This is a genomic window from Herbaspirillum rubrisubalbicans (assembly GCF_003719195.1).
Taxonomy (GTDB): Bacteria; Pseudomonadota; Gammaproteobacteria; order Burkholderiales; family Burkholderiaceae_D; genus Herbaspirillum; species Herbaspirillum rubrisubalbicans.
On the sequence record NZ_CP024996.1, the window covers coordinates 2,194,540 to 2,216,769 of the forward strand.

At 59.2% G+C, this 22,230-nt stretch carries 22 protein-coding genes and 1 tRNA gene; 13 read left to right on the forward strand and 10 right to left on the reverse strand.

The window, feature by feature from the left end; translation table 11 throughout:
- Positions 1-8: 8 nt before the first annotated feature.
- From RC54_RS09840 to kdsB, 4 genes are all read right to left on the reverse strand, one after another.
- Positions 9-1,442 carry a lipopolysaccharide biosynthesis protein gene (locus RC54_RS09840; RefSeq protein ID WP_058895190.1) on the reverse strand — a complete coding sequence of 478 codons (1,434 nt, stop codon included), beginning with the start codon at positions 1,440-1,442 and terminating at the stop codon, positions 9-11.
- Positions 1,443-1,491: 49 nt separating this feature from the next.
- Entirely contained in the window at positions 1,492-2,331 is an 840-nt protein-coding gene (kdsA, locus tag RC54_RS09845; RefSeq protein WP_061788800.1) for a 3-deoxy-8-phosphooctulonate synthase, read from the reverse strand.
- A 102-nt stretch (positions 2,332-2,433) separates the two neighbouring features.
- The gene (locus RC54_RS09850; protein WP_174526057.1) at positions 2,434-3,381 is read right to left on the reverse strand and encodes a KpsF/GutQ family sugar-phosphate isomerase; all 948 of its coding nucleotides are present in this window, start codon (positions 3,379-3,381) and stop codon (positions 2,434-2,436) included.
- Positions 3,382-3,419: 38 nt separating this feature from the next.
- A complete protein-coding gene (kdsB, locus tag RC54_RS09855; RefSeq protein WP_082686015.1) occupies positions 3,420-4,700 on the reverse strand; it encodes a 3-deoxy-manno-octulosonate cytidylyltransferase in 1,281 nt (426 codons plus the stop codon).
- A 643-nt stretch (positions 4,701-5,343) separates the two neighbouring features.
- Here kdsB and RC54_RS09860 point away from each other — a divergent pair.
- The gene (locus RC54_RS09860) at positions 5,344-5,871 is read left to right on the forward strand and encodes a serine O-acetyltransferase (protein WP_058895192.1); all 528 of its coding nucleotides are present in this window, start codon (positions 5,344-5,346) and stop codon (positions 5,869-5,871) included.
- 332 nt (positions 5,872-6,203) lie between these two features.
- On the opposite strand, the gene RC54_RS09865 is transcribed toward RC54_RS09860, so the two are convergent.
- The 3 genes from RC54_RS09865 to RC54_RS09875 all read right to left on the reverse strand — a co-directional run bounded on the left by RC54_RS09865 (position 6,204) and on the right by RC54_RS09875 (position 9,821).
- Complete coding sequence (locus tag RC54_RS09865) at positions 6,204-7,229, reverse strand: IS110 family RNA-guided transposase (RefSeq protein ID WP_061788801.1); 1,026 nt, start codon at positions 7,227-7,229, stop codon at positions 6,204-6,206.
- A gap of 117 nt (positions 7,230-7,346) precedes the next feature.
- Positions 7,347-7,904 carry an FxDxF family PEP-CTERM protein gene (locus RC54_RS09870; protein WP_058895193.1) on the reverse strand — a complete coding sequence of 186 codons (558 nt, stop codon included), beginning with the start codon at positions 7,902-7,904 and terminating at the stop codon, positions 7,347-7,349.
- Positions 7,905-8,660: 756 nt separating this feature from the next.
- Positions 8,661-9,821 carry a glycerate kinase gene (locus RC54_RS09875; RefSeq protein WP_061788802.1) on the reverse strand — a complete coding sequence of 387 codons (1,161 nt, stop codon included), beginning with the start codon at positions 9,819-9,821 and terminating at the stop codon, positions 8,661-8,663.
- 316 nt (positions 9,822-10,137) lie between these two features.
- Here RC54_RS09875 and RC54_RS09880 point away from each other — a divergent pair, with 316 nt between their 5' ends.
- From RC54_RS09880 to RC54_RS09895, 5 genes are all read left to right on the forward strand, one after another.
- Positions 10,138-10,395 carry a hypothetical protein gene (locus RC54_RS09880; RefSeq protein WP_039788621.1) on the forward strand — a complete coding sequence of 86 codons (258 nt, stop codon included), beginning with the start codon at positions 10,138-10,140 and terminating at the stop codon, positions 10,393-10,395.
- Between the two features lie 265 nt (positions 10,396-10,660).
- The gene (locus tag RC54_RS09885) at positions 10,661-11,440 is read left to right on the forward strand and encodes a hypothetical protein (protein WP_058895195.1); all 780 of its coding nucleotides are present in this window, start codon (positions 10,661-10,663) and stop codon (positions 11,438-11,440) included.
- A 127-nt stretch (positions 11,441-11,567) separates the two neighbouring features.
- Positions 11,568-11,644, forward strand: a tRNA-Pro gene (locus RC54_RS09890).
- Positions 11,645-11,658: 14 nt separating this feature from the next.
- Complete coding sequence (locus tag RC54_RS25100) at positions 11,659-11,901, forward strand: hypothetical protein (RefSeq protein WP_156481263.1); 243 nt, start codon at positions 11,659-11,661, stop codon at positions 11,899-11,901.
- Positions 11,902-12,030: 129 nt separating this feature from the next.
- Positions 12,031-12,996, forward strand: coding sequence for an acyltransferase family protein (locus tag RC54_RS09895; protein ID WP_244216466.1), 966 nt, complete (start codon positions 12,031-12,033; stop codon positions 12,994-12,996).
- 18 nt (positions 12,997-13,014) lie between these two features.
- On the opposite strand, the gene RC54_RS09900 is transcribed toward RC54_RS09895, so the two are convergent.
- Positions 13,015-14,097, reverse strand: a complete 1,083-nt coding sequence (locus RC54_RS09900) for an acyltransferase family protein (RefSeq protein WP_082803061.1) — start codon at positions 14,095-14,097, stop codon at positions 13,015-13,017.
- 282 nt (positions 14,098-14,379) lie between these two features.
- On the opposite strand from RC54_RS09900, the gene RC54_RS09905 reads away from it, so the two are divergent.
- Entirely contained in the window at positions 14,380-14,622 is a 243-nt protein-coding gene (locus RC54_RS09905) for a hypothetical protein (RefSeq protein ID WP_058895197.1), read from the forward strand.
- Between the two features lie 105 nt (positions 14,623-14,727).
- Here RC54_RS09905 and dmeF read toward each other — a convergent pair whose 3' ends face one another.
- Positions 14,728-15,672, reverse strand: coding sequence for a CDF family Co(II)/Ni(II) efflux transporter DmeF (gene dmeF, locus RC54_RS09910; RefSeq protein WP_058895198.1), 945 nt, complete (start codon positions 15,670-15,672; stop codon positions 14,728-14,730).
- A gap of 17 nt (positions 15,673-15,689) precedes the next feature.
- Positions 15,690-15,965: a metal/formaldehyde-sensitive transcriptional repressor gene (locus RC54_RS09915; RefSeq protein WP_017450914.1), complete on the reverse strand. Its 276-nt coding sequence runs from the start codon at positions 15,963-15,965 to the stop codon at positions 15,690-15,692.
- 250 nt (positions 15,966-16,215) lie between these two features.
- Here RC54_RS09915 and RC54_RS09920 point away from each other — a divergent pair, with 250 nt between their 5' ends.
- From RC54_RS09920 to cheZ, 6 genes are all read left to right on the forward strand, one after another.
- Positions 16,216-17,913, forward strand: coding sequence for a methyl-accepting chemotaxis protein (locus tag RC54_RS09920; RefSeq protein WP_244216467.1), 1,698 nt, complete (start codon positions 16,216-16,218; stop codon positions 17,911-17,913).
- A gap of 195 nt (positions 17,914-18,108) precedes the next feature.
- On the forward strand, positions 18,109-18,981 hold the full coding sequence (locus RC54_RS09925; protein WP_017450916.1) for a CheR family methyltransferase: 873 nt from the start codon (positions 18,109-18,111) through the stop codon (positions 18,979-18,981).
- Positions 18,978-19,583: a chemoreceptor glutamine deamidase CheD gene (cheD, locus tag RC54_RS09930; RefSeq protein WP_017450917.1), complete on the forward strand. Its 606-nt coding sequence runs from the start codon at positions 18,978-18,980 to the stop codon at positions 19,581-19,583. The genes RC54_RS09925 and cheD overlap by 4 nt, the downstream gene beginning before the upstream one ends.
- A 59-nt stretch (positions 19,584-19,642) precedes the next feature.
- The gene (locus RC54_RS09935; protein WP_058895200.1) at positions 19,643-20,719 is read left to right on the forward strand and encodes a protein-glutamate methylesterase/protein-glutamine glutaminase; all 1,077 of its coding nucleotides are present in this window, start codon (positions 19,643-19,645) and stop codon (positions 20,717-20,719) included.
- Between the two features lie 178 nt (positions 20,720-20,897).
- Complete coding sequence (gene cheY / locus RC54_RS09940) at positions 20,898-21,293, forward strand: chemotaxis response regulator CheY (protein ID WP_006712751.1); 396 nt, start codon at positions 20,898-20,900, stop codon at positions 21,291-21,293.
- On the forward strand, positions 21,286-21,945 hold the full coding sequence (gene cheZ / locus RC54_RS09945) for a protein phosphatase CheZ (protein ID WP_061788805.1): 660 nt from the start codon (positions 21,286-21,288) through the stop codon (positions 21,943-21,945). Before cheY ends, cheZ begins: the two co-directional genes overlap by 8 nt.
- Positions 21,946-22,230 lie beyond the last annotated feature (285 nt).

The window sequence follows — 22,230 nt, forward strand, 5'->3', positions numbered from 1 at the left end:
AGTCGGATTCATTTCTTGAGTCGGCGGAAAGCCAGCTGGATGAATTCGCCAGCTTCGCGCCGTTGGAACAGGACGACCGTGATTGCCCAGAACAGGATACCCATCCCCACCAGCATGGCGAAGAGCAGGTGACCCGAATAATGCGGCAGGTAATGCCGCGCATAGTGCAGCAATACCGCCATGGCAAGGCCGCTGAGTGCCGAGGGCAGCAGGCTGACGATGACGTCGCTCAGCTTGATCGACAACACCTTGCCCGACAGGTAGAAGCCCGGAATGGCCATCAGGATGGCGGCCACCAGATAGGCAATCGACAGCCCGCGCGCGCCATCGAGCAGGGCTCCGATGATGTAGGCGGCGATGTGCAAGGGCGTGCCCACCATCGACATGCGAAACAGCCAGTCCGACTTGCCCAATGCCATGAGCACAGGACTGGCGATGCTGGAGATGACCTGCACGTAACCGACCATCGCCAGGAAGGTCAGGATGCCGCCGACCAGGCCCCATTTGGGACCGAGGAAAGCATCGACGAACAGATCGGAGACGCCGGCCACACCGAACATGAGCGGGGCGGAGATGAAGGAGACCAGCTTGAGGGAACGTAAGGTCAGTGCCGCCATGTAGGGCTTGTCATCCTGACGCCGGCTCATGACTGGGAACAGTGAACGCACTGCCACCCAGGAAATGTTCTGGACCGGAAACAGCATCAGTTTGTAGGCCAGCGAATAATTGCCCAGCACCGTGACGCCGAGCATTTTGCCGACGATGAAGCTGTCGGCATTGCGAAACAGGTAGCTGGCCAACTGGTGTCCTGCCATCGAGCCGCTGAACTTGAAGACCCCGCGCAAGGCCTCGCGATCAAATATCGCCTTGGGCCGGAACGGCGAAAACCACCACATCAAGAGCGTGGTGCAGGCAGCCATCAGCAGGGCTTGCGCGATCAGGCTCCACACACCCAGGCCGCGATAGGCCAGCAGCAGCGCTATCAGCAGCGCCAGCAGCGAAGAGGTCGATTCGATCCCGGCGACCAGGCGAAAGCGCGATACCCGCTCCAGCAAGGCCTGGTGCACGGTGGAGCTGGCTGCGATGGGGAAGGATAGCGACAGGATCCACAGCACCTCGGTGAGCCGCGGTTCGTGGAAAGTGGCAGACAGCAAGGGCGCGGTGCCGAACAGCAAGACCATCAGCAGCGTGCCGCCGGCCATGTTCAGCCAGAACACCGAGGAGGTATCGGCTTGGCTGATCTCGGCCTTCTGGATGATGGCCGCGGCCGTGCCCATGTCTCGCAGTACGAAGGCCAGGTTGGTGGCCACCCCGGCCATGGCCATCAATCCGTATTCCGAGGGGGCGATCAGGCGGGTCAACACGAACATGTTGACCAGTTGCGAGAGGATCTTGACGACCTGCGTCAGCGCGATCCAGCGGGCGTTGGCAGCGGCGCTCATGCAGCTCCTCGCAGTGCGGGCAGACCCGCCTCAATGGCAGCCCCCATGCTCAGTGGGTATCCAGCTCGGGCAGGTTCTTGACCAGCTCATCGACTGCCTTGACCTGTTCCAGGAAAGGCTTGAGCTGCGACAGGCGCAGTGCGCTGGGGCCGTCACACAGCGCCTTGGACGGGTCGGGGTGGGCTTCCAGGAACAGGCCAGCCAGGCCCAGGGCCATGCCGGCGCGTGCCAGTTCGGTCACTTGGCCACGACGACCGCCGGAGGCAGCCGCACCGGATTCGCGCTGCTGCAGTGCGTGGGTGACGTCGAAGATCACCGGCTTGTTGCCGCTGACCTGCTTCATCACGCCAAAGCCCAGCATGTCCACCACCAGGTTGTCATAGCCGAACTGCGCGCCGCGGTCGCACAGCATGACGTTGGTATTGCCGCCTTCTTCGAATTTCTCCACGATGTTCTTCATCTGCGGCGGGCTGACGAATTGCGGCTTCTTGATGTTGATGACCTTGCCGGTCTTGGCCAAGGCGATCACCAGGTCGGTCTGGCGCGCCAGGAAGGCGGGCAGTTGCAGCACGTCGCACACGCTGGCCACTTCGGCGGCCTGGTAGGGCTCGTGGACGTCGGTGAGCACCGGCACGCCATGCACCTTCTTGACTGCTTCGAAGATCTTCAGGCCCGCCTCCAGGCCAGGACCACGATAGCTCTTGATGGAGGAACGGTTAGCCTTGTCGAAGGAAGCCTTGAAAACGTAGGGAATGCCCAGTTCCTTGGTGATGCGTACGTATTCACCGCAGACATCGACGGCGAACTGTTCCGATTCCAACACGTTGATGCCACCGAAAAGAACGAAGGGCAGTTCGTTTCCAACCTCGATATCGTTGATCTTGATCATGTTCTCTTTCCTCATGCAGGAGGGTGATTTTCAAATTCCGGCGTCGATCGATTCGCGCCTGGAGGGGGAGGATACTGTGGTTTGTACCGTGATTGCAGACAATTACAGACGTTTGGCGTCCAGCAGCTTGAGTACGCCCACCACATGTTGCGCTTCGTTGAGCGCCACCAGGGCGGTGATGTTCAGTTCCAGCATCTTAGTCTCGGCATCGACGAACATCTCATTTTCCGGCACCGTCTTGGGCGAGGTATTCATCAGGTCGGCTGCGGTGATGTGATAGATGTCCTTGCGTGCGGCCAGGGCGCGCCGCAAGTCGCCGTCGGTGATCACCCCACACAGTGTTTGACGGCTGTCGTCGGCACTGACCAGGGCCATACCCAGGCCGCCTTCGGTCATTTGGCCGATCACGTCGATGATCGGTGTCTCGCGCATCACCCATGGAACCTGGGTATGCATCACATCCTTGACGCGCGTGAGCAGGCGCTTGCCCAGGCTGCCGCCAGGATGGAAGCGGGCGAAGTCATTGGGTTTGAAGTCGCGTTTTTCGATCAAGGCCACGGCCAGGGCATCGCCCATCACCAGGGTGGCGGTGGTCGAGGTCGTCGGCGCCAGGTTGTTGGGGCAGGCTTCACGTGGCACCGAGACATCCAGCACCACGTCGGCGTTCTTGCCCAGGGTGGAGTTGCGTTTTCCCACGATGGCGATGATGCGCAGCCCGAAGTGGCGCAGTGAGGGGATCAGGCGGATCACTTCTTCGGTTTCGCCGCTGTAGGAAATCAGGATGGCGGTATCGGCTTCGGTGAACATGCCAAGATCGCCGTGATAGGCCTCGCCGGGGTGCACGAAGAAGGAAGAGGTGCCGGTGGAGGCGAGGGTGGCGGCGATCTTGCTGCCGATGATGCCGGACTTGCCCATGCCCGAGACGATCACCCGACCACGGGTGGCATACATCAATTCGACGGCCTGCTCGAATTCATCGGCCAGGCGCTCGGCGATCATGTTCAGGGCCTGCGCCTGTTCCTGGAAGACCCGGATTCCGGTTGTTCTCATGCTGTACTCATTTCTCACTTGTTTGATGTCGGGGCGGCTTACTGCGCCATGCGGCTCATGGCCTGGGCATATCCAGCAACGCTGTCATAGATGGCTGAACGGTTCTGTGCGTTCAATACGCTATCGGAAAATTCACGGAAGGCCCCTTGCCCGCCCGCCTTGGTCAGCACCACGCGGGCATGACGTTTGACGTAGTCCGGCGCGTCATCGACGGCCACCGGCCAGGCGCAGGCGGCAAAGCCGGGCAGGTCGATGCTGTCGTCACCGATCATGGCGGTGGCTTCGGGGCCGACCTGGAATTGCTCCATGATGGCCCGGCAGGCGCCGGCCTTGTCCTTGGCACCGAGTTGGAACACGGTGATGCCCAGGTCAGCCAGGCGGCGGCGCAGGGTGGCCGAATCGCGACCGGAGATCACGGCCACGTTGACGCCGGCTTCCTGCAGCATCTTGATGCCCATGCCATCGCGCACGTGGAAGCGCTTGAGGCATTCGCCACTGTCGTCGTACCAGATGCCGCCATCGGTGAGTACGCCGTCGATATCGGTGATGACCAGCTTCACGTCGGCCAGGCTGCCGGTCTTCAGCGCCGGGTCCGGCAGACCGGACATGAGTGCGCGCACGCGCTCCAGGCAAGCCGGCGTATCTACGCCGGGTGCCGCATGGTCGACTTCGATCACGCGGATCTGCCAACCGGCATCCATGATGCGCAGTTGTTCCAGCATTTCTGCGCCTTCCAGTTCACTGGGGGGCAATCCCGGGAAAGCGGCCAGCAGTTCGGCGCGATACGCATACACGCCAATATGTTTGAAGTAACGGGCCTTGCCGCTGGACTCGCGTTCGAAGGGGATGCGTGCGCGGCTGAAATACAGCGCATCCCCGGCCCGGTTGCGCACTACCTTGACGGTATTGGGGTTCTCGGCCTCGCCTGCGGTAATGGCATGGCACAGCGTGCCGGCCTGCACCTGGGGGGCCGCCAGCATGGCTTGCAGCAGGCTGCGCAGGTGCGTCGGATTGACCAGAGGCTCGTCACCCTGCACGTTGAGGTAGAGATCGGCCGGATGGTGTTGCATCACCTCGCGTAGGCGGTCGGTGCCGGAGGGATGGTGAGGCGAGGTCAACAGGGCCTTGCCTCCGAAGGCGTTCACGGCGGCAACGATGCGTTCATCGTCTGTGGCTACCACCACGTCGGCCAGTTCATCGAGACTTCTCACACGTTCATAGACGTGCTGGATCATGGGCTTGCCCAGAATGTCGGCGAGAGGCTTGCCGGGCAGGCGACTGGAGCCGAAGCGGGCCGGAATGACAGCGATACAGTGCATGACGTCCTCAGGCGCAGGCCACGGCGTACATTGCCGCTGCGGGCGCAGTCTTGAGCCAGTTCGATACGGTAGTGAGGGTCATGGCAGTGCTTTCAGAGGAGAGGTTGAGTGCGCTCGATGCGTGCTCATGCTCTCTCCCAGAATGGGTCTCTGGGGTGGCATGAGCAGAATCTTGGTTCAATTGTTCAAATCCCGTCCAAGTTCCAGTGAACTTTGAACAATGGGCGGGTGGGCAACCCCGGTGCATATGGGTTCTGCAGGTTCGGCATGGCGGCGTTGGCTCTTGTCATGAATCGAAGTCGGCATCCTGCCCCTCATTGTGGCTGGCCAGGCCACTGCGTGAGGAATTGTGATATTTGTCGAGGCCAGGTGAACGGAGGCAAGGCTGAACAAAAAGTTCCATTATCTTTTTTGCTGACTGGAAATTTTTCACTGCATTTAATCGCAGTTGCTGGCTTGTTCGATAAATTTATCATATTGTTGCGCTGCACAGTCGCCTTTTTAGCGGAATTCCCTTGCTGAATTGATGCGCCATTTTTATTGTCAGAGAGTGAACATTTTTTCTTTAAAGATGACAAGACGTTAAGATGTCCGCTGATGCTGACAGAATGTCCATGAATAACGTATTTTGAAAGGAAAACCGATGCCGCAGGACCCTGACTGGCAGGCTGATCTGGCGCGCTACAATCTGCCTCGTCCTTTTTTGAAAGAACAATCCATTTGGGCCATCTGGGTCTATCGCTGGGGGCGTCGTATCGAAGCGCGCCCTGCCGGCCTGATGCGCAAACTGCAGAACACCTTGTACTGGCCGCTGTTTCGCCTGACCGAAACCGCTTTCGGCATCAGCCTGCCACGCGGTGCCAGGATAGGGCCGGGGCTGCGGATCTGGCACTTCGGCAATATCTTCGTCAACGAACAGGCGGTCATTGGCGCGCGCTGCACCTTGCGACAAGGTGTGACTATCGGCAATCGCCATGCCGATGGTCCTTCACCGGTAATCGGCAATGATGTGGAGTTGGGTGCGTATGCCCAAGTGCTGGGTGGTATTCATCTAGGGGATGGCTGCAAGATCGGGGCAATGTCGGTGGTGTTGCACGATGTTCCCCCTGGGGCGACGGTGGTGGGGGCGCCGGCGCGGGTAGTGTCCACGGTTGGAGCAGTTGTGCCGTGACTTTTGACCGGGAGGCGGAGGTGGTGGGGGCGGCCTGAAAGCATGACCACCTATTTCGCAACAAAAAATCTATGGTCCCCCCCTTTTTTGCAAGGCTGATTTTGAAGAAGTGTTTGGCTTGCCTAAATCTATCCGGCGTCGTTATTGGGAACGAAATCCCCGCGCCACGATGAGAGTCGCGCCAGACGGTCCTAAAAAACGCCTCGGCCTTGATGGCCGATTTTTTGGTCAGGTTATCCGTCAGGCCGTTATGCCGTTCACGTCATCCAATGTCAGCGATCGCAAAACCAGGTGGGTGTCCTACCGGTAAAACACGCAATGCAGTAGAGGGATCAGGCTGTCTTGAGGTCTGGTCCCGGATTGAATTCGGTGTGCCGGGTCGCCAAGGCCCAGGCGATACGCGCCAATTTGTTGGCCAGCGCGCAGGCCACGACGTTGGAATGTCGGCGTAACAACATGGATCGCACCCAGTGCGCGAGCTGTCCCGTCTGGCGGTCAAGGCGCTGCATGTAACTTCGCGCGCACTGCACCAGCAGGCGACGAATGTTCTTGTCGCCGCGTTTGCTGATGCCCAGCAGGTTAGCCTTGCCACCGGTGCTGTACTGTCGTGGGACCAATCCCAATGAGGCTGCAAAGTCGCGGCCACATCCATATTGTTTACCGTCGCCCATCTCGGCAGCCAATATGCTGGCCGTCACCGGCCCTACACCAGGCATCGTCAACAGCCGTTGCCCCAAGTCATCTTCGGCAAGTTGCCGGGACATCTCCTTGTCGATCTCTGCGATGCGCTCGCTCAAGTAGCCGACGTGACTGTGCAGACCTTCCAGGATCGCCACCATGCGAGGGGGCAGGGTGTGCTCGCAGAGCACCACTGGCAAGCGTTTGATGACGGCCATGCCGGTGGGCAAGCTAATGCCGAATTCCAGCAGGAAACCGTGTATCTGATTGACCGCGCGAGTCCGGTCACGGATGAACGACTCACGGACTCGATGCAGTGCGGACAAGGTTTGTTGAGTCTCGGTCTTGGGCGAGACGAAGCGCATGGAAGGGCGCGAAGCAGCTTCGCAGATCGCTTCAGCGTCCACGAAGTCGTTCTTGTTACCCTTGACGAAAGGACGGACAAATTGCGGAGAAATCAGCTTGGCCTCATGACCAAAACCAGTCAGCTTGCGTGCCATCCAATGCGCACCGGCACAGGCTTCCATGACGACAGCGCAAGGCTCAAGCGTGGCAAAAAACTCCGTGAGTTGCTTGCGGTTGAGCTTCTTGCGCCAAAGCGCCTTGCCTCGTGCATCCTGACCGTGCAGGTGGAAAGACTGCTTGCCCAGATCGATCCCTACCAGTGCTGTGCTTTGCATGATGGCCTCCTAAATGAAAACACCCTACAGCGTAACCGCCTGTAGGGTGGGGGTGACCATCTCATTAACGCCCGATTTCTCGGGCGTTTTTGTTGGGCTTGCGTGCTTCTGTGCTTCTTAGGCAGCGGCCAGACCGGCAATGCTGGTCGGTTGTTGCGCATCCTTGCGACGACGACGTGCCGCCATCAGACCGACGAAAGCCAGGCCGCCCAGCATCATCGACGTGGTCGAGGCTTCCGGTACGGCCGAAGTCAGGGTCAGGTTGCCGCCGTAGGAGCCACGACCGGTGACGGTGAGCTTGTACATACCAGCAGCCAGTGAAGAGGCCGCAATGGCGTAGGTCGTGACATAGGTCTTCACGCCGGCGAGATTGGTGACGCTGGTGTTGGAAACGCTGGCATAGGTCGCGCCGCTGGCGATGTTGGTCAGCAGGAAGCTGGTCAGCGTGGTTGGCGCGGTAGTCGAACGGGTGACGATGGAAGCGGTGACCGAAGAGGACAGGTCCGACAGGCTGCTGATAGTGAAGTTGTAGGTGTCGTTGAATGCGCCGGATTGCGAAGAGCTGAAACCGGCAGTGTTGTCGGTCAGGGTCAGGGTGGTCACGCTAGCGTAAGCGGCGGTGCCAGCCATGGACAGCGACAGTGCAACGGCAGCAGTGGCGAGGAGTTTTTTCATGGGATCAATCCTATAAGTTTTAGACCATCGATAAAGAGGACTGCGCGTGGCGCTTTCCAAAAGTAGATCAACTCACTTTTGATGCTGGATTGCCCTGAGACAACTGCGTCGCAGTCAATCTTTTTATTGCCAGAAAGAACATGAAATTCTGACAAATTCCGACGTGTGTAACAGAAAATGCGTTGATGTCGAAACTATAACATTTGATCTAAGGATGAGCAATAAAAAACAGCTTAAAAATCCACTTTTTCCGTATTTTTTGGTCGACCGGAAAGTCGCGCCAGTAAAGGATTTCAGGGATTTCTGTAGAGCACTACCGATCAGTAGTGCAGTGCGGAAACGAACGAATCCATGAGGCAATAATATTGATGTATTAACAATCAAATGCCTACAGAAAATTGCAATAATTGAATTTAAAATTACGCAAATAACATTGTAAATTTAAAAACATTTTCTGCGGCCTAGTTCGCCGGTTTTTGGAGCGGGAAAATTCGGAAAGAGGGTTCACATGCTGAGAAGTGTTGTTTTTTATGCAAATTTATGGCGTTCACACAAGCGGCACGATTGCCTTCTGTGCACTGAGCTGCGAGAAAGGACGGTCAGTGGATAAGTGGCAGAATTCTTTTTGCTCAAGAGTGCCGTGAAAAACGGCGTCTCCTGAACATTGGCGTGCACGACAGGTAGGGAAAAGTGACGGGGCGGCGAGTGCCTGCCAGAAGGGAGTGACTGCCTCGCACGGTGGCGCGGCAGTATTGTTCAGTAGGCGCGGCCTGCTTGCCACAACCGCGCCAACTGCTCGCCACTGTCTTTGAGCAGCCCGGGTGCCTGGGCGATGGCTTCCTGCAGGTTCATTGGCCCGAAAGTGATGGAGAAACAACCGGAGAAGCTGGTATGCAGCTGCTCCAGTGCCTTGCGATCTATTCCGCCCGAAAGCAGTGTGGTGGGCACGCCCGCGCGGCGTGCCCGCTGGCTGGCGATGAAGGGGGCCTTGCCGTGCAAGGTCTGGGCGTCACTGCGGCCTTCACCGGTGATCAGCCAGTCGGCGCCAGCCAGCGCATGGTCCAGACCGATGTGGTCGGCCACGGTCTCGGCTCCAGAGCGCAATTGCGCGCCCAGCATCAGCAGGGCGTAGCCCAGGCCGCCGGCCGCACCGGCGCCGGGTTTGTCGGCAGCCCGATGACCCAGGGCCGGTTCCAGCACACTGGCGAAATGCGCCAGGGCTTGGTCCAGGTGTTCCACCTGTTCAGCCTGAACACCTTTTTGTGGGCCGAACACGGCCGTTGCGCCTTCTTCTCCGCACAGGGGATTGTCTACATCCGACATCGCCACGAAATGCGCTTGCTTGACGCGACTATCCAGCCCCGTCGCATCGATACTGGCCACGCGATGCAACTGGCATGGCTGGGGCGGCACGATGTGACCGGCGGCGTCGCGCAACACCACGCCCAGTGCCACCAGCAATCCGGCCCCGCCGTCATTGGTGCTGCTGCCGCCCAGCGCCACCAGAAAGCGGCGCGCTCCTCGATCCAGCAGGCTCTTGATGGCATCGCCCACGCCCAACGTGGTGCGTTGTTCCACCGGCACTGCGGTCCCCGCAGCATCGGTCAGCCCGACGATGGCCGCCGATTCCACCACCGCACTGCCATCCTTGAGAACACCTGCGGCGGCCTCCATGGGATGGCCCGCGGCATTGCGGCAGGAGAGGGTGAGGCGTTCGCCCCCGGCGTGCATGAGCGCATCAAGCGTACCTTCGCCGCCGTCGGCGATGGGGCAAAGCCTGACTTGGGCATGGGGAAGGGCGGCCTTGATGCCGGCGCCGATGGCCGAGGCGACTTCTTGAGCCGACAGGGAGCCTTTGTACGAATCCGGGGCGATAACGACGACGGGGGCGTGAGCAGTGGAGCTGGCTAGGGTCATGGTGGGCTAGTTTCTGTTCTGAAGTCCTGCGCTCAAGGCGCAGGGCGGATGGACGAGGTCTCGTGTTGTTCTGGCGGCCACAGCAGCATGTGCCGCTACGTATCGGCATTGCCGCGTCATTATATAAGTAGGGCTTTGGGCCATTAAGAGCTTGTCGGTATGTACAGTAGAGGCAATGGGCCAAGGTAGGTGAAGATTTGTTTATATGATTAATGCGAAAACTGAAGCGAGTAACAAAAGGTAAAGGCAATGGCTGGCCTCGAGGCCGTAGGCGATAGTGACATGTTGGCGCGGTGGCGCCTGAGGAGTAATTCACATGAAGCCTCGTTCACATTTCGCTTTTTACCTGGCTGTGCTGCCTGCTGCGTTGCTGCTGGGCGGTTGCGTGGCTGTGCCTGCCAATTCTTATGGCGGTACTGCGGTCTATTCTGCACCGCCGGTGTATTCGACTGCCCCGTATTACGCTTATCCGGCTTATCCGGTCTATCCTGCTTATCCTGGCTACAGCTACCCGTCTTCTTCCTTCTACTTCGGCTACAGCAGTGGTTGGGGTGGCCGTGGGCGCTGGCGTTGAGCCTGGGATGGCGATATCTGTGCATGGTTGAGGCGACAGTCTTGATAAACCGGCTAAAATGTCGCCTTCATTGAAAATAGGCGTGCATGGCAGCTTCATGCAGGCCGGGGTGCATTGGGGTGTCCCGGTCCGAACATAGCGGCATGGCCGCAGGGCCTGCGATCCGTAGCTGTCGTCACAAGGTATGAGTTTTTTCGTTTCGTCGACCCGAACAGATGTTATCTCCCGTTCCCGGCGCCGCACTGCGCTGGGTATCGTGTCGTCCGTGCTGGTCCACGCTGCGGTATTCCTGTTTGTCCGAGCCAAGCTCAATGAGGCACCGCCCCGGCTGGATTCCCCGGGGCGGCCGGATGCGCCGCTCCAGGTCAGCCTGATCCGTCCGCCAGCCCCGGCACCGGTGGCCCAGCCGGAGCCACCCAAGCCGGCCCCTGAACCCAAAAAGGTCGAGCCGCCCCGCAAGAAGACCGTGGCCAAGCCGCTTGCCCGTCATTCTGCGCCGACCCGTCAGGCTGTGCCGCAGCGCCAGCCGTTGCCGGTCGCCCCGACTCCCAGCAGCAACCCGCCTACGACTGCGGCGGCACCTGCGGATGATTTCATGACCTTCACCAACCGCAATCGCCAGAAGCGCGAAGAAGCTGAGCAGGCTGCCGCTCAGGAGAATGCGGCGGCCCGTGCAGCAGAAAACCCTTCGGCCAATGACATTGCCCGGGCCAACATCGCCTTCCAGGATAGACGCGGACGCGGCACCAACGGCGTGTTCCAGATCATCAGCATGGGTCCGCGGGTGGCGCAGTACAGTTTCCGCGGCTGGACTACCGACCAGCGCCGTAGCCAGAACCAGTTGATCGAAGTCGATGCCGGCTTCGGCGGCAATGTGCAGTTGGCGGTGGTCAACAGCATGATCGCGTTGATCCGCCGCTACTATCAGGGTGATTTCAATTTCGATTCGCAGCGGCTGGGCAGGGTGGTGACTTTGTCGGCGCGCCTGGAAGATACCAAGGGCTTGCAGAACTTCCTGCTCAATGAGTTCTTTGGCGGGCAGTAACGCGGTCTTTGCCATCATTTACATGACGCTCTATGTGAATGAAAGGCCAAGCCAGAAATAATGAAAAATGTTTTTCAGAAACAGTTGATTTAATAACATATTCGCTGCTATAATCTTTTTCTTCAGTCGGGGCGTAGCGCAGCCTGGTAGCGTACTTGCATGGGGTGCAAGGGGTCGTGTGTTCGAATCACACCGTCCCGACCAATCGAATCAAAAGCTTGCGGCGTAAGCTGTATGCAAAGGCAGCACTGGATATTGGACATACGTCCGATTCCAGTGCTGTTTTACTTTCTGCGTCAGAACAGCAGATTCCACCTCCAACTTTCATCAAAAGCGCACCGACTGGCTCCATTCATGAGCTTGCCCGGTTGCAAGTCGCTGACTTTATTCTTCCTCTAGTTGTATTTTTTTCATTTTTCATTGGTGCAGGCGCAAAAGTGAAAAAATTGACATTAAACTAACTTCCGGTCCCGGCAGATATCTTCCTGCGTGGCTCGTTTCTGTGCTGTCGGCCATTGCAGTGGGGAATCCGTCAAACAACTTGGCCTGGTGCTTGCCTTCCTCGGGGCCATTTACCCAGCGAGATCTTTATGATGAAAACAAGAAACATCCATCTCGATATGGCCAAAGGGCTTTGCCTCATCCTGATGATTGCTGGTCATACCAAGGGAATCAATCAAACCTTGTATCACCTCATCTATTCCTTCCACATGCCTGCCTTTTTCATCATTTCAGGCATGACCCACGGGGCAAGCAAGTCGGATATCGGGTCTCAGATCTGGAGCAAGTTCAAGCGACTCATCATTCCCGCATGGATTTTCGGCCTCATCAACGGCATTCCATTTTTCTTCAGATTGAGCCGGGGAGGGATGGATTCCAGCGAATTCTTGTCGCGGCTCATCGGAACCCTTACCGGGGCTGCACAGGTCAGCGATACCTTCAACTGCACGCCCCTCTGGTTTTTGTACGCCATGTTCCTGGTGTATGTGTTCGAGGCCATTGCGGGTAGTGTCCTGGTTGCGCGGGCAAGAATGGGACTGGCGGCGGCCATTGTCGTGCTGCTTTGCGTTGATCCGCTGTCTTACCAGTCATCGGCCCCTGTGCAAGTCAAATATGCGTTGACGGGCATTCTCTTTTTCCAGTTGGGCGTGCTGCTCAAGGATGCTCTGGTGGCGCCCAAAGAAGGTAATACGGGGCTGTGGCTGTTGGTCTCTTTCTTGGTGTGGATCTTTCCCGCTTCATACAGTCCTACGTTGGGTCTTAACAGTGGGAACCTGGGGGCAGGATATTGGGTATTGCTTTCCTTGTTCGTCGCACTGGCTGGTACCTTCTTCATCATCAAGCTGTGCCAGATGATGCCTCCCATGGCCTTGCTGCAAAAGCTGGCCCAGGTCAGTTTGCCGGTGGTCGGTCTCAACTATCTGATCGAGCAGCGGCTCAATGTCTATCTCACGGGGGCGAGCCTCTTTCTGGTGGAAACGCTGATTCTTGTTGCTATCGCTTTTGCGACACTCAAAGGCGGCCGGGTTGGGCGTGCGCTGAATGGTCGCATCTAGTCCTGGCGGCAATTCCGCTCACTTGATCTGCGCGGCGGATACGGCGCCAGCCTGTCGGGACGACGCCCACTTGCCGATGGCCTTGCGCACCGGTGTGTCATAGAAGTGATGCAGTAGCCACGCTAATCCAATCAAGGCGGCAAGCAAGCCAAAGCCGGCCCAGGGGACAAACTCGGCTATTTCATGCCCGCCGCTGATCCTGGGGAAGCCATGCTTGAACAGTTCAGCCAGCGGACTGTGGACGATGTAGATCGGGTAGGAGATCACGCCCAGGAAGCGGCAAAGGGAAGCCAGTTTGCCGGCTGGCTGGAAGCGCATTCCGGCATAGACCAGCAACGGAAAGCCCAGCCCCGCCGCCAGAATATCGTAAAGAGGAACGATGGCGGCGGCCGGTGCCATCATCAAGATGAGCGCAACGCCTACGATGGCCAGACTGGCCCTGCCATTGCTGATGATGGCGCGTATTCCTCGACGGGCGAACCAGCGGTAGAGCAGCAACCCGGCGGAAAACGAGAAGCCGATGCGCAGCAGGCTTACATAATAAGTGCGGCGCTGGAAGCCCGCATCCAGGCTGTGCTGCGAGGCGAAGGTCACGAACAGCACCATGCCGGCCAGGCACAACAGCATCACCAGCAGGAGTACATTGTTGGTGGCCTGGCGCACCTTCCACCCATAGATGAAATTGGCGATGATTTCAGAGGAGAGTGACCACGCCGGGCCATTCAATGGGAACAGCAAGGGAGAGTGCAGCCCTGGCAGCATGAGCAAGCCTACGGCAGCGGCGACATGCAGTTTGCCCTGGAATGCCGACAGACCTGCGAGCGCGGCGAAAATGCCGATACACATTCCCAGGAAATAGAGCGGATACAGGCGCAGCAGGCGGATCCACATGAACTGCCGCAGGCTCATGTCCTGCTGGAGCCGATGTTCATAAGAGCGTGCTACCACAGCGCCACTCAGCAGGAAGAACAGGTCCACGGCGAGATAGCTTGAGAAAAATGGATTGTCGCCAAAGTAGGGTGTGGTATGCCTGAGCACCACGAGAATGGCTGCTATCCCGCGAAAGCCGTCGAGTGTGAGGAAATGGTCTTTATGCTGCATGTTCAGCCCATCTTTGACTGGTCAATGTGATTGAATTGGTGCGACGGCTGGTCGTTGGCCAAACCTGCTGGCAATTTGAGCGGCAGCAGGCTAGTAGTTCCCTGTTGAGCTTGGGTATTTTTTGGAGAAGAGGGTGAGGTGGCAGCGATGGCGTTACACAAAAACACAATTTGAAGTCTGCTGCCGTACGGCTGAGTTCGTTATCTGATGACCACGCCTCATGTGGTCACCGACGTTCATCCGCGCCGGGACAAATCGCCAAACAAGATCAGGAGCATAAGCATGAAATCCCTCGTATTGATGCCGGCGCTGGCCGCAGCCTTCGCCTTGAGCGGCTGCGTAGTCACGCCGCCGACCGTGCGGCCGGCCTATGTCGCACAGCCCACCTATGTTGCTCCACCGGGCGTGGTCTACGTGCAGCCGACCTATGCCTCGCCCGGTCCCGGCTGGGTGTGGGAATACCATTCCTACTATGGTTGGGGTTGGCATCATCCCCGCTATGGCTGGCATCGTGGCTGGCATTGAGCCTGAGCCACTTGAAGCTTCAGCTCACCTATGTAAAAACAGCGGCCCAAGCCGCTGTTTTTCGTTTTATTGTTTTATCTCTTGTGCCAAGGTCGGCAGTGGTGTTCATCGTTGCCTGAGTTCCAGCGTCAGATGATGCAGCTCACCCAGTCCGGCCAGCTTGTGGCGCAACTGTCCTTCGGTCACTGCCGTGGACGTACTCACGCTGACGATGGCCGCCCGTGCCGAAGGGCCGATGCGCCAGACGTGCAAGTCATCGATCTGCACCTCTTGACTTGCGAGTGCCTGCTCAATGCGGGCTGCGACCTGGGCATCGGTCATATCCAGCAACACCCCCGCACTGGTACGCAGCAAACTGTATGACCAGCGCGCAATGACCACCGCGCCGACCACGCCCATCAAGGGGTCCAGCCAAGTCCAGCCGAGGTAGAGCCCGGCCAGCAGGGCGGCGATGGCCAGCACCGAGGTGAGGGCGTCGGCGACCACGTGCAGATAGGCCGAACGCAGGTTGTTGTCGTGGCCCACATGGTGGTGATCCTGATGGTGGGTATGTTCGTGTTCGTCATGCGCATGATGCCCATGAGCATGATGGTCATGATGTCCCTCCATCAGCAGCAAGGCACTGGCGATGTTGACGATCAATCCGACCACGGCAATCGGAATGGCTTCGCCGAAGTTGACCGTGTCAGGACTGGCCAGGCGCCACAGGGATTCGCCGCCGATGCCCACGGCGATCACCGCCAGCACCAGGGCCGAGGCAAAACCGGCCAGGTCGCCCACCTTGCCGGTGCCGAAGCTGAAGCGGCTGTCATGGGCGTGGCGACGAGCGAAGACGTAGGCACCGGCGGCGATGGCCAGTGCTCCGGTATGGGTGGCCATGTGGAAGCCATCGGCCAGCAGGGCCATGGAGCCGGTGAAGTAACCCGCGGCGATCTCGGCGACCATCATCACCGCCGTCAAGGCCACTACCCACAAGGTGCGGCGGGTGTTGCGGTCATGGTTGGTGCCCAGGTAGATGTGCTCGTGGCGATATGAGGAAGTGCTGTGCATGAGGGTTTCCTTCTGCCTTATTTGGTGTAGCGGTGAATCGCTTCCAGCACCTCTTCCAGGCCCTGGCGGCGCTGTTCGTCGGTCAGGCCGGGGCGGGCGACGTGCTCGCGGGCATGGGCTTCGATCAGTTCTTCCATCAGCCCATGCACAGCGCCGCGAATGGCGGCAGCTAGATGCAGCGTCTTGCCGCAATCGGCCTGGCCTTCCAGGGCGCGCTCCAGCGCCTGCACCTGGCCGCCAATGCGGCGCACGCGCTTGAGCAGGGCGTCCGTGTCCTGTGTCAGGTGTGCCATATACTATACCCCCCTATCCTATAAAATGAGGATTGTAGCGACTTTTCCACGGCGGGTGTGATAGTCGATCCTTCTGATTGGGCGAGACTTGTGTTCTTGCGGGATGGCAATATCATGGGGCAGGTGAAGCTTCGTTCAGTTATGCGTAAGCTAGAGGTTATAGCCTCAGGACAATGCGGCAGGTTTCGTCCGCAACCAGGCCTGCTGCGCTGCAGGCCAAGAAGAGCGGGAGACCCGCAGGGAGACAGTGATGGCAAAGAGCAGAGGGGCCGGTGCTACCGGTGCGGCATGGGGGGCTTGGCGGGGCGTCTTGCCCTGGGTGGTTGGGCTGGTGCTGGGTGGCGGGGCGGCAGTGGTACTGGACATGGTGGCAGCCGGGCAGTGGCTGGGTGCTCCAGGCGTCAGTTGCGTCGCGGTGCTGCTGGGCATGATCGGTTTTGCGTTGGCGCGTCGCGGCGAGCAGTCGCAGGCAGGGCCGCTGGTGGACAAGATCAGTGGCGAGATCGATCACATCATGATCGGTGCGGCTGAAACTTCTTTCTTTGTCGATACCATCAAGACCAAGATCGGCAAGGACGTGGTCGCAGCCGAGCGCATCGCCACCAGTGCCGAGCAGAATGCGGCCACCACCGAGCAGATCGCTGCCAACGCCGAGCGGGCTTCCTCCATCGCGGCCGAGGTCCGCAGCGAGAGCGTCAGCGGGCGCGCCGAGGTGGATCGCGGCTTGCAGCAGATCGGTCAGGCACGCACGGATGCGCTGTCTGCCTCATCGATGATGGCGCAACTGCAGGAAAAGTCGCGTCGTATCCATGGCATCACCGAAGTCATCAGCGAGATCGCCGCACGCACCAACCTGCTGGCCCTGAACGCCGCCATCGAGGCCGCGCGCGCGGGCGAGCAGGGGCGCGGCTTTGCGGTGGTGGCAGGGGAAGTGCGCCAGCTGGCCCAGCGCACCAAGGAGGCCACTGATGACATCGGCGTGATGGTGCGTGCCATCACTGAAGAAGCCGAGCGTGCGGCCTCGGGCATGAATTCACTGAGCAGCCGGGTGCTGGAGGCGGCGCAGAACGTGGAAAAGGTGCATGGCCTCTTGAACAGTATCGAGCGCTCGGCCAGCCAGTCGCAGGAACAGATTGAGGAAATCGCGCTGGCCTCGCGCGAGCACGTACAGACCACCCAGGAAATCGCCGAGGCGATCACCGATATCCGTAACGGCATGTTGCATACCGATGCCGAGTTGCCGCGCGTGGCGACTTCGGCCATGGAGCTCTCGGAACGCGCCGAGGTGGTGTTCGAGGCCATCATCGACGGTGGTGCCCACAGTGGGCATGACGAGATCCGGGTGGCGGCGGTGGAGGCGGCACAGGCGGTGGGCAAGCTGTTCGAGGGAGCGATACGGGCCGGGCAGATTACCGAAGCGGCCCTGTTCGATCGGAGCTATACACCTATTCCCCATACCTCGCCGCAGAAGCATTCCAGCCAGTTCGACGGGTTCACCGACCGCGTGCTGCCGGCCCTGCAGGAGGGGCTGCTGGAGCGTATGCCGCAACTGGCCTATGCCGGAGCGGTTGATAACAACGGTTACTTTCCGACTCACAATAAGAAGTTCTCTCAGCCGCTCACCGGCGACTACGACGTGGACCTGGTCAACAACCGTACCAAGCGCATCTTCAGTGACCGTACCGGCAAGCGCTGCGGTGCCAATACCAAGCCCTTCCTGTTGCAGACCTATCGCCGTGATACCGGCGAGGTGATGCACGACCTGTCGGTGCCCATCTACGTCAACGGCAAGCACTGGGGGGGCTTCCGGGTTGGCTACCGCTCCAGTCATGTGCCTGCGGCCGCTCCGGTGGCAGCAGCCGCGCCGGCTCCTACCCCGGCGCGCACGGCCACACGCCAGCCTGCCACGCCGCGTGCGGCCCGACCGGTGAGGATTTCCAAGGTTTGAGACGGGTATGCATGACAGTGCTCGATTGACTTGTCGCAATAGGGGGGTAAAACCATTTCATTTCCGCGGCTGATTCGCTTGACCCCGCCAGGCGGCTGATAGATTATGCGGCAAGGGGATGTCCGCCCATGCCGGGTGGGCAAGAGATAGCAAGCAGCGCGCTTCCAAGCGTGCGGCGCCAGGGAAGGAAAGACAGTGAAGCCGACGGTACCAGGCAAAGGCGAATCATCCGGCAAGGAGTTCGATTTCAATAGCCGCGATTTCGAACGGGTGCGTGGCCTGATCTACCAGCGGGCCGGCATCGCGCTGGCCGACAGCAAACAGGAAATGGTTTACAGCCGCCTGGCGCGGCGTCTGCGGGCCACCGGCATTACCTCTTTCCAACAATACCTCGACATGCTGGAGCGCACCCACGATGCCGATGAGTGGGAAGCTTTCACCAATGCTCTGACCACCAACCTGACCTCGTTCTTCCGCGAAGCCCACCATTTCCCTATCCTGGCGGACTTCCTCAAGACCCTGAAGGAACCGGCCACCATCTGGTGCTCGGCCGCCTCCACCGGGGAAGAGCCCTATACCATCGCCATGACCGCTTGCGAGGCCTATGGCTCGATGAATCCGCCGGTGCAGATCGTGGCCACCGACATCGATACCAATGTGCTCTCCACCGGTGCCAATGGTGTCTATCCCATGGAGCGCATCGAAAAGATGTCGCCCGAGCGGGTCAAGAAATTCTTCCTGCGCGGCAAGGGTAGTCATGAAGGCTACGTGCGCGTGCGCCCGGAACTGCGCAAGCTGATCACCTTCAAGCAACTGAACCTGCTGGCCGATAGTTGGCCTATCAGCGGTCAGTTCGACGTGATCTTCTGCCGCAACGTGATGATCTATTTCGATAAGCCTACCCAGAGCAAGATCCTGTCCCGATTCGTGCCACTGATGAAGCCTCACGCCCTGCTGTTCGCCGGCCACTCGGAGAACTTCCTGTATGTCTCCGACGCCCTCAAACTCAAGGGCAAGACGGTCTACGAACTCAATGCCACGCAGCGCGGTGCGAGGACCAAGCCATGAGTCAGGCCTCGGAGCAGATTGCCACCAATCTCTATTACGACCGCACCTTCGATTGCGACGCGGCCAAGATCCTGCCGGGTGAATACTATTTCACGACCAAGGACATGATGATCGTCACGGTCCTCGGTTCCTGCGTCTCGGCCTGCATCCGCGACCGCGTTTCGGGCATCGGCGGTATGAACCACTTCATGCTGCCTGATGGTGGCGGTGATGACGGCAGCCCGATTTCGGCTTCGGCACGCTACGGCACCTATGCCATGGAAGTGCTGATCAACGACGTGCTCAAGTCCGGCGCCCGGCGCGAAAACCTGGAGGCCAAGGTATTCGGCGGGGGCAACGTGCTGCGCGGCTTCTCCGCCATCAACGTGGGAGAGCGCAACGCCGAGTTCGTACGACGCTACCTGAAGGCAGAAAACATCCGGGTGGTGGCCGAAGACCTCAACGACATCTATCCGCGCAAGGTCTACTTTTTCCCACGCACCGGCAAGGTGCTGGTGAAGAAATTGAAACAAATGCACAACAACACCCTGGTGGATCGCGAAAAAGCCTACGCCAGCAAGCTGGTCACCAAGCCAGTGGGTGGCGAGGTGGATCTGTTCTGAGCTGCGGGGCAGGGCAGAAGGGCTTATCAGGGCAATACCGAAATTTGAGTGATTGAGTGATGAAAATTAAAGTTCTTATCGTGGATGATTCGGCGCTGATCCGGAGCGTCATGCGTGAAATCATCGGCAGCCAGCCCGACATGGAAGTGGTGGGTGTGGCTCCCGATCCCATCATTGCGCGCGAGCTGATCAAGCAGACCAATCCGGACGTGCTGACGCTGGACGTGGAAATGCCGCGCATGGATGGCTTGGATTTCCTGGAAAAGCTCATGCGCCTGCGCCCCATGCCGGTGGTGATGGTGTCTTCGCTGACCGAGCGTGGCTCCGAAATCACACTGCGCGCCCTGGAACTGGGTGCCATCGACTTCGTGACCAAGCCCAAGATATCGATACAGAGCGGTATGCAGGAATATGCCGACATGATCGCCGACAAGATCCGCGCTGCCGCCAAGGCGCGCGTGCGCGCCCGTCCGTCGCGCTCGGCCGAGCAGGCGACCACCTCTGGTGAGGTTTTGCCGCAGATCCGCAATCCGCTCACCAGTAGTGAAAAACTGATCATCATCGGCGCCTCTACCGGTGGCACCGAAGCGATCAAGGAATTCCTGATTCGTATGCCGTCGGACTGCCCGGGCATCCTGATTACCCAGCACATGCCAGAAGGCTTTACCCGCTCCTTTGCCCAGCGTCTCAACAACCTGTGCAAGATCTCGGTAGTGGAGTCGGCTGGCAACGAACGCGTATTGCCCGGCCACGCCTATATCGCTCCCGGCCACTCGCACCTGAAACTGGTGCGCAGTGGCGCCAACTACATGACCCAGCTTGACCAGGGGCCGCCGGTGAATCGCCACCGTCCCTCGGTGGATGTGCTGTTCCAATCGGCCGCCACCTGCGCAGGCAAGAACGCGGTGGGCGTGATCCTGACCGGGATGGGCAAGGATGGCGCCCAGGGAATGCTGGAAATGCGCAATGCCGGCGCCTACAACTTTGCCCAGGATGAAGCTTCCTGCGTGGTCTTCGGGATGCCGCGCGAAGCCATCGCCGTGGGTGCAGCCCATGAGGTTCTGTCGCTGCAGGCCATGCCGGGCAGGGTACTGGCGTGGCTGGCAGAACACGGAAGCCGTGCCCTGCGCGTTTGATGTGGCGTTGAGCGCTTATTGTTCTGCCAGTTTTGTTTTGCTGCACTACAATGCGTTGCATATAAGAGGAAGTATGGGCTGATTGGCCCTTACTTGGGGTAAGTAGAGGTTATCGGTTCAAGTTGCGCAGTGCCCTTGCCGATAACCAAGAATTCAATTGTTCAGATGGAGTCTTAGCATGTCGGGTCCCAATACCAAGTTCTTAGTTGTCGATGATTTCTCGACCATGCGTCGCATTGTGCGCAATCTGCTCAAGGAGTTGGGCTACACCAACGTGGATGAGGCCGAAGATGGTGTGCAGGCTCTGCAAAAGCTGCGCAGCGACCAGTTCGACTTTGTCGTCTCTGACTGGAACATGCCCAATATGGACGGTCTGACCATGCTGCAAGAAATCCGCAAGGATCCTGCCTTGTCCAAGTTGCCGGTGCTGATGGTCACTGCCGAAGCCAAGAAGGAAAACATCGTGGCGGCCGCCCAGGCCGGCGCCAACGGTTACGTCGTCAAGCCCTTCACTGCAGCGACGCTGGATGAGAAGCTGGGCAAGATCTTCGAAAAGATGGCCGCAGGTGGCTGAGGTGGATAGCGCCCCCAATCCCGCCCGTACTTCATCGGTCGAGGGCTCCGGCGTGAGCGAAGAGGTGCTGGTGCGCATCGGCCACATGACGCGCAACCTGCACGATAGCTTGCGCGGACTGGGTTTCGATCGTTTGCTGGAAAAAGCCGCCAGCGATATGCCGGACGCTCGTGACCGTCTCGAATACGTGGCCCGCATGACCGAGCAGGCCGCCCAGCGCGTGCTCAATGCCACTGAGCTGGCCAGCCCCCTGCAGGAGCGCATCCATGACGGCGCCAGCGAACTCAAGGCGCAGTGGGATGCTGCCAGCGCCGGTAGCTTCTCCGAAGCCGACTATCGCGCGCTGGCTGCCAAGACCTCGGCCTTCTTGGCCCAGGCCGGGGAAGACAGCAGCGTGACCAAGCAGCAATTGCTGGACATCATGATGGCCCAGGACTTCCAGGACCTGACCGGTCAGGTCATCAAGCGCGTCACCAAGCTGGCCCATGACCTGGAGTCGCAACTGGTGCAGTTGCTGGTCGATTATTCGCCTTCAGAGACCAAGCGCGAAGATAGCGGTTTGCTCAACGGCCCGCAAATCGACCCGGCCGGCAAGGATGTCATCGCCAACCAGGGTCAGGTAGATGATTTGCTGGAGAGCCTGGGCTTCTGAGTTGGGTGGCCAGCGAACAGGAAACGCTTCGAATGTTGCCTTGATGGCAAGTTCGGGGCGTTTTGTTTTTGTGTCTCAAATGCTACGCAGCGGCGGTAATGGCGCCCTGAAATCGGCGGGATTGCGCCATCGCGCTTGACTTTTCTTCATCTATGTCGGATTCGATACGCATCGTGCTGCCACAGGCAGAGCCTTGCGATTTTGCCTAGTCCGAAATGCGGGACGTTTTCACCGTTATTCCCCTGATGATCCAGGCGCCCGCTCGCCAATAATCCTAGCCTATTG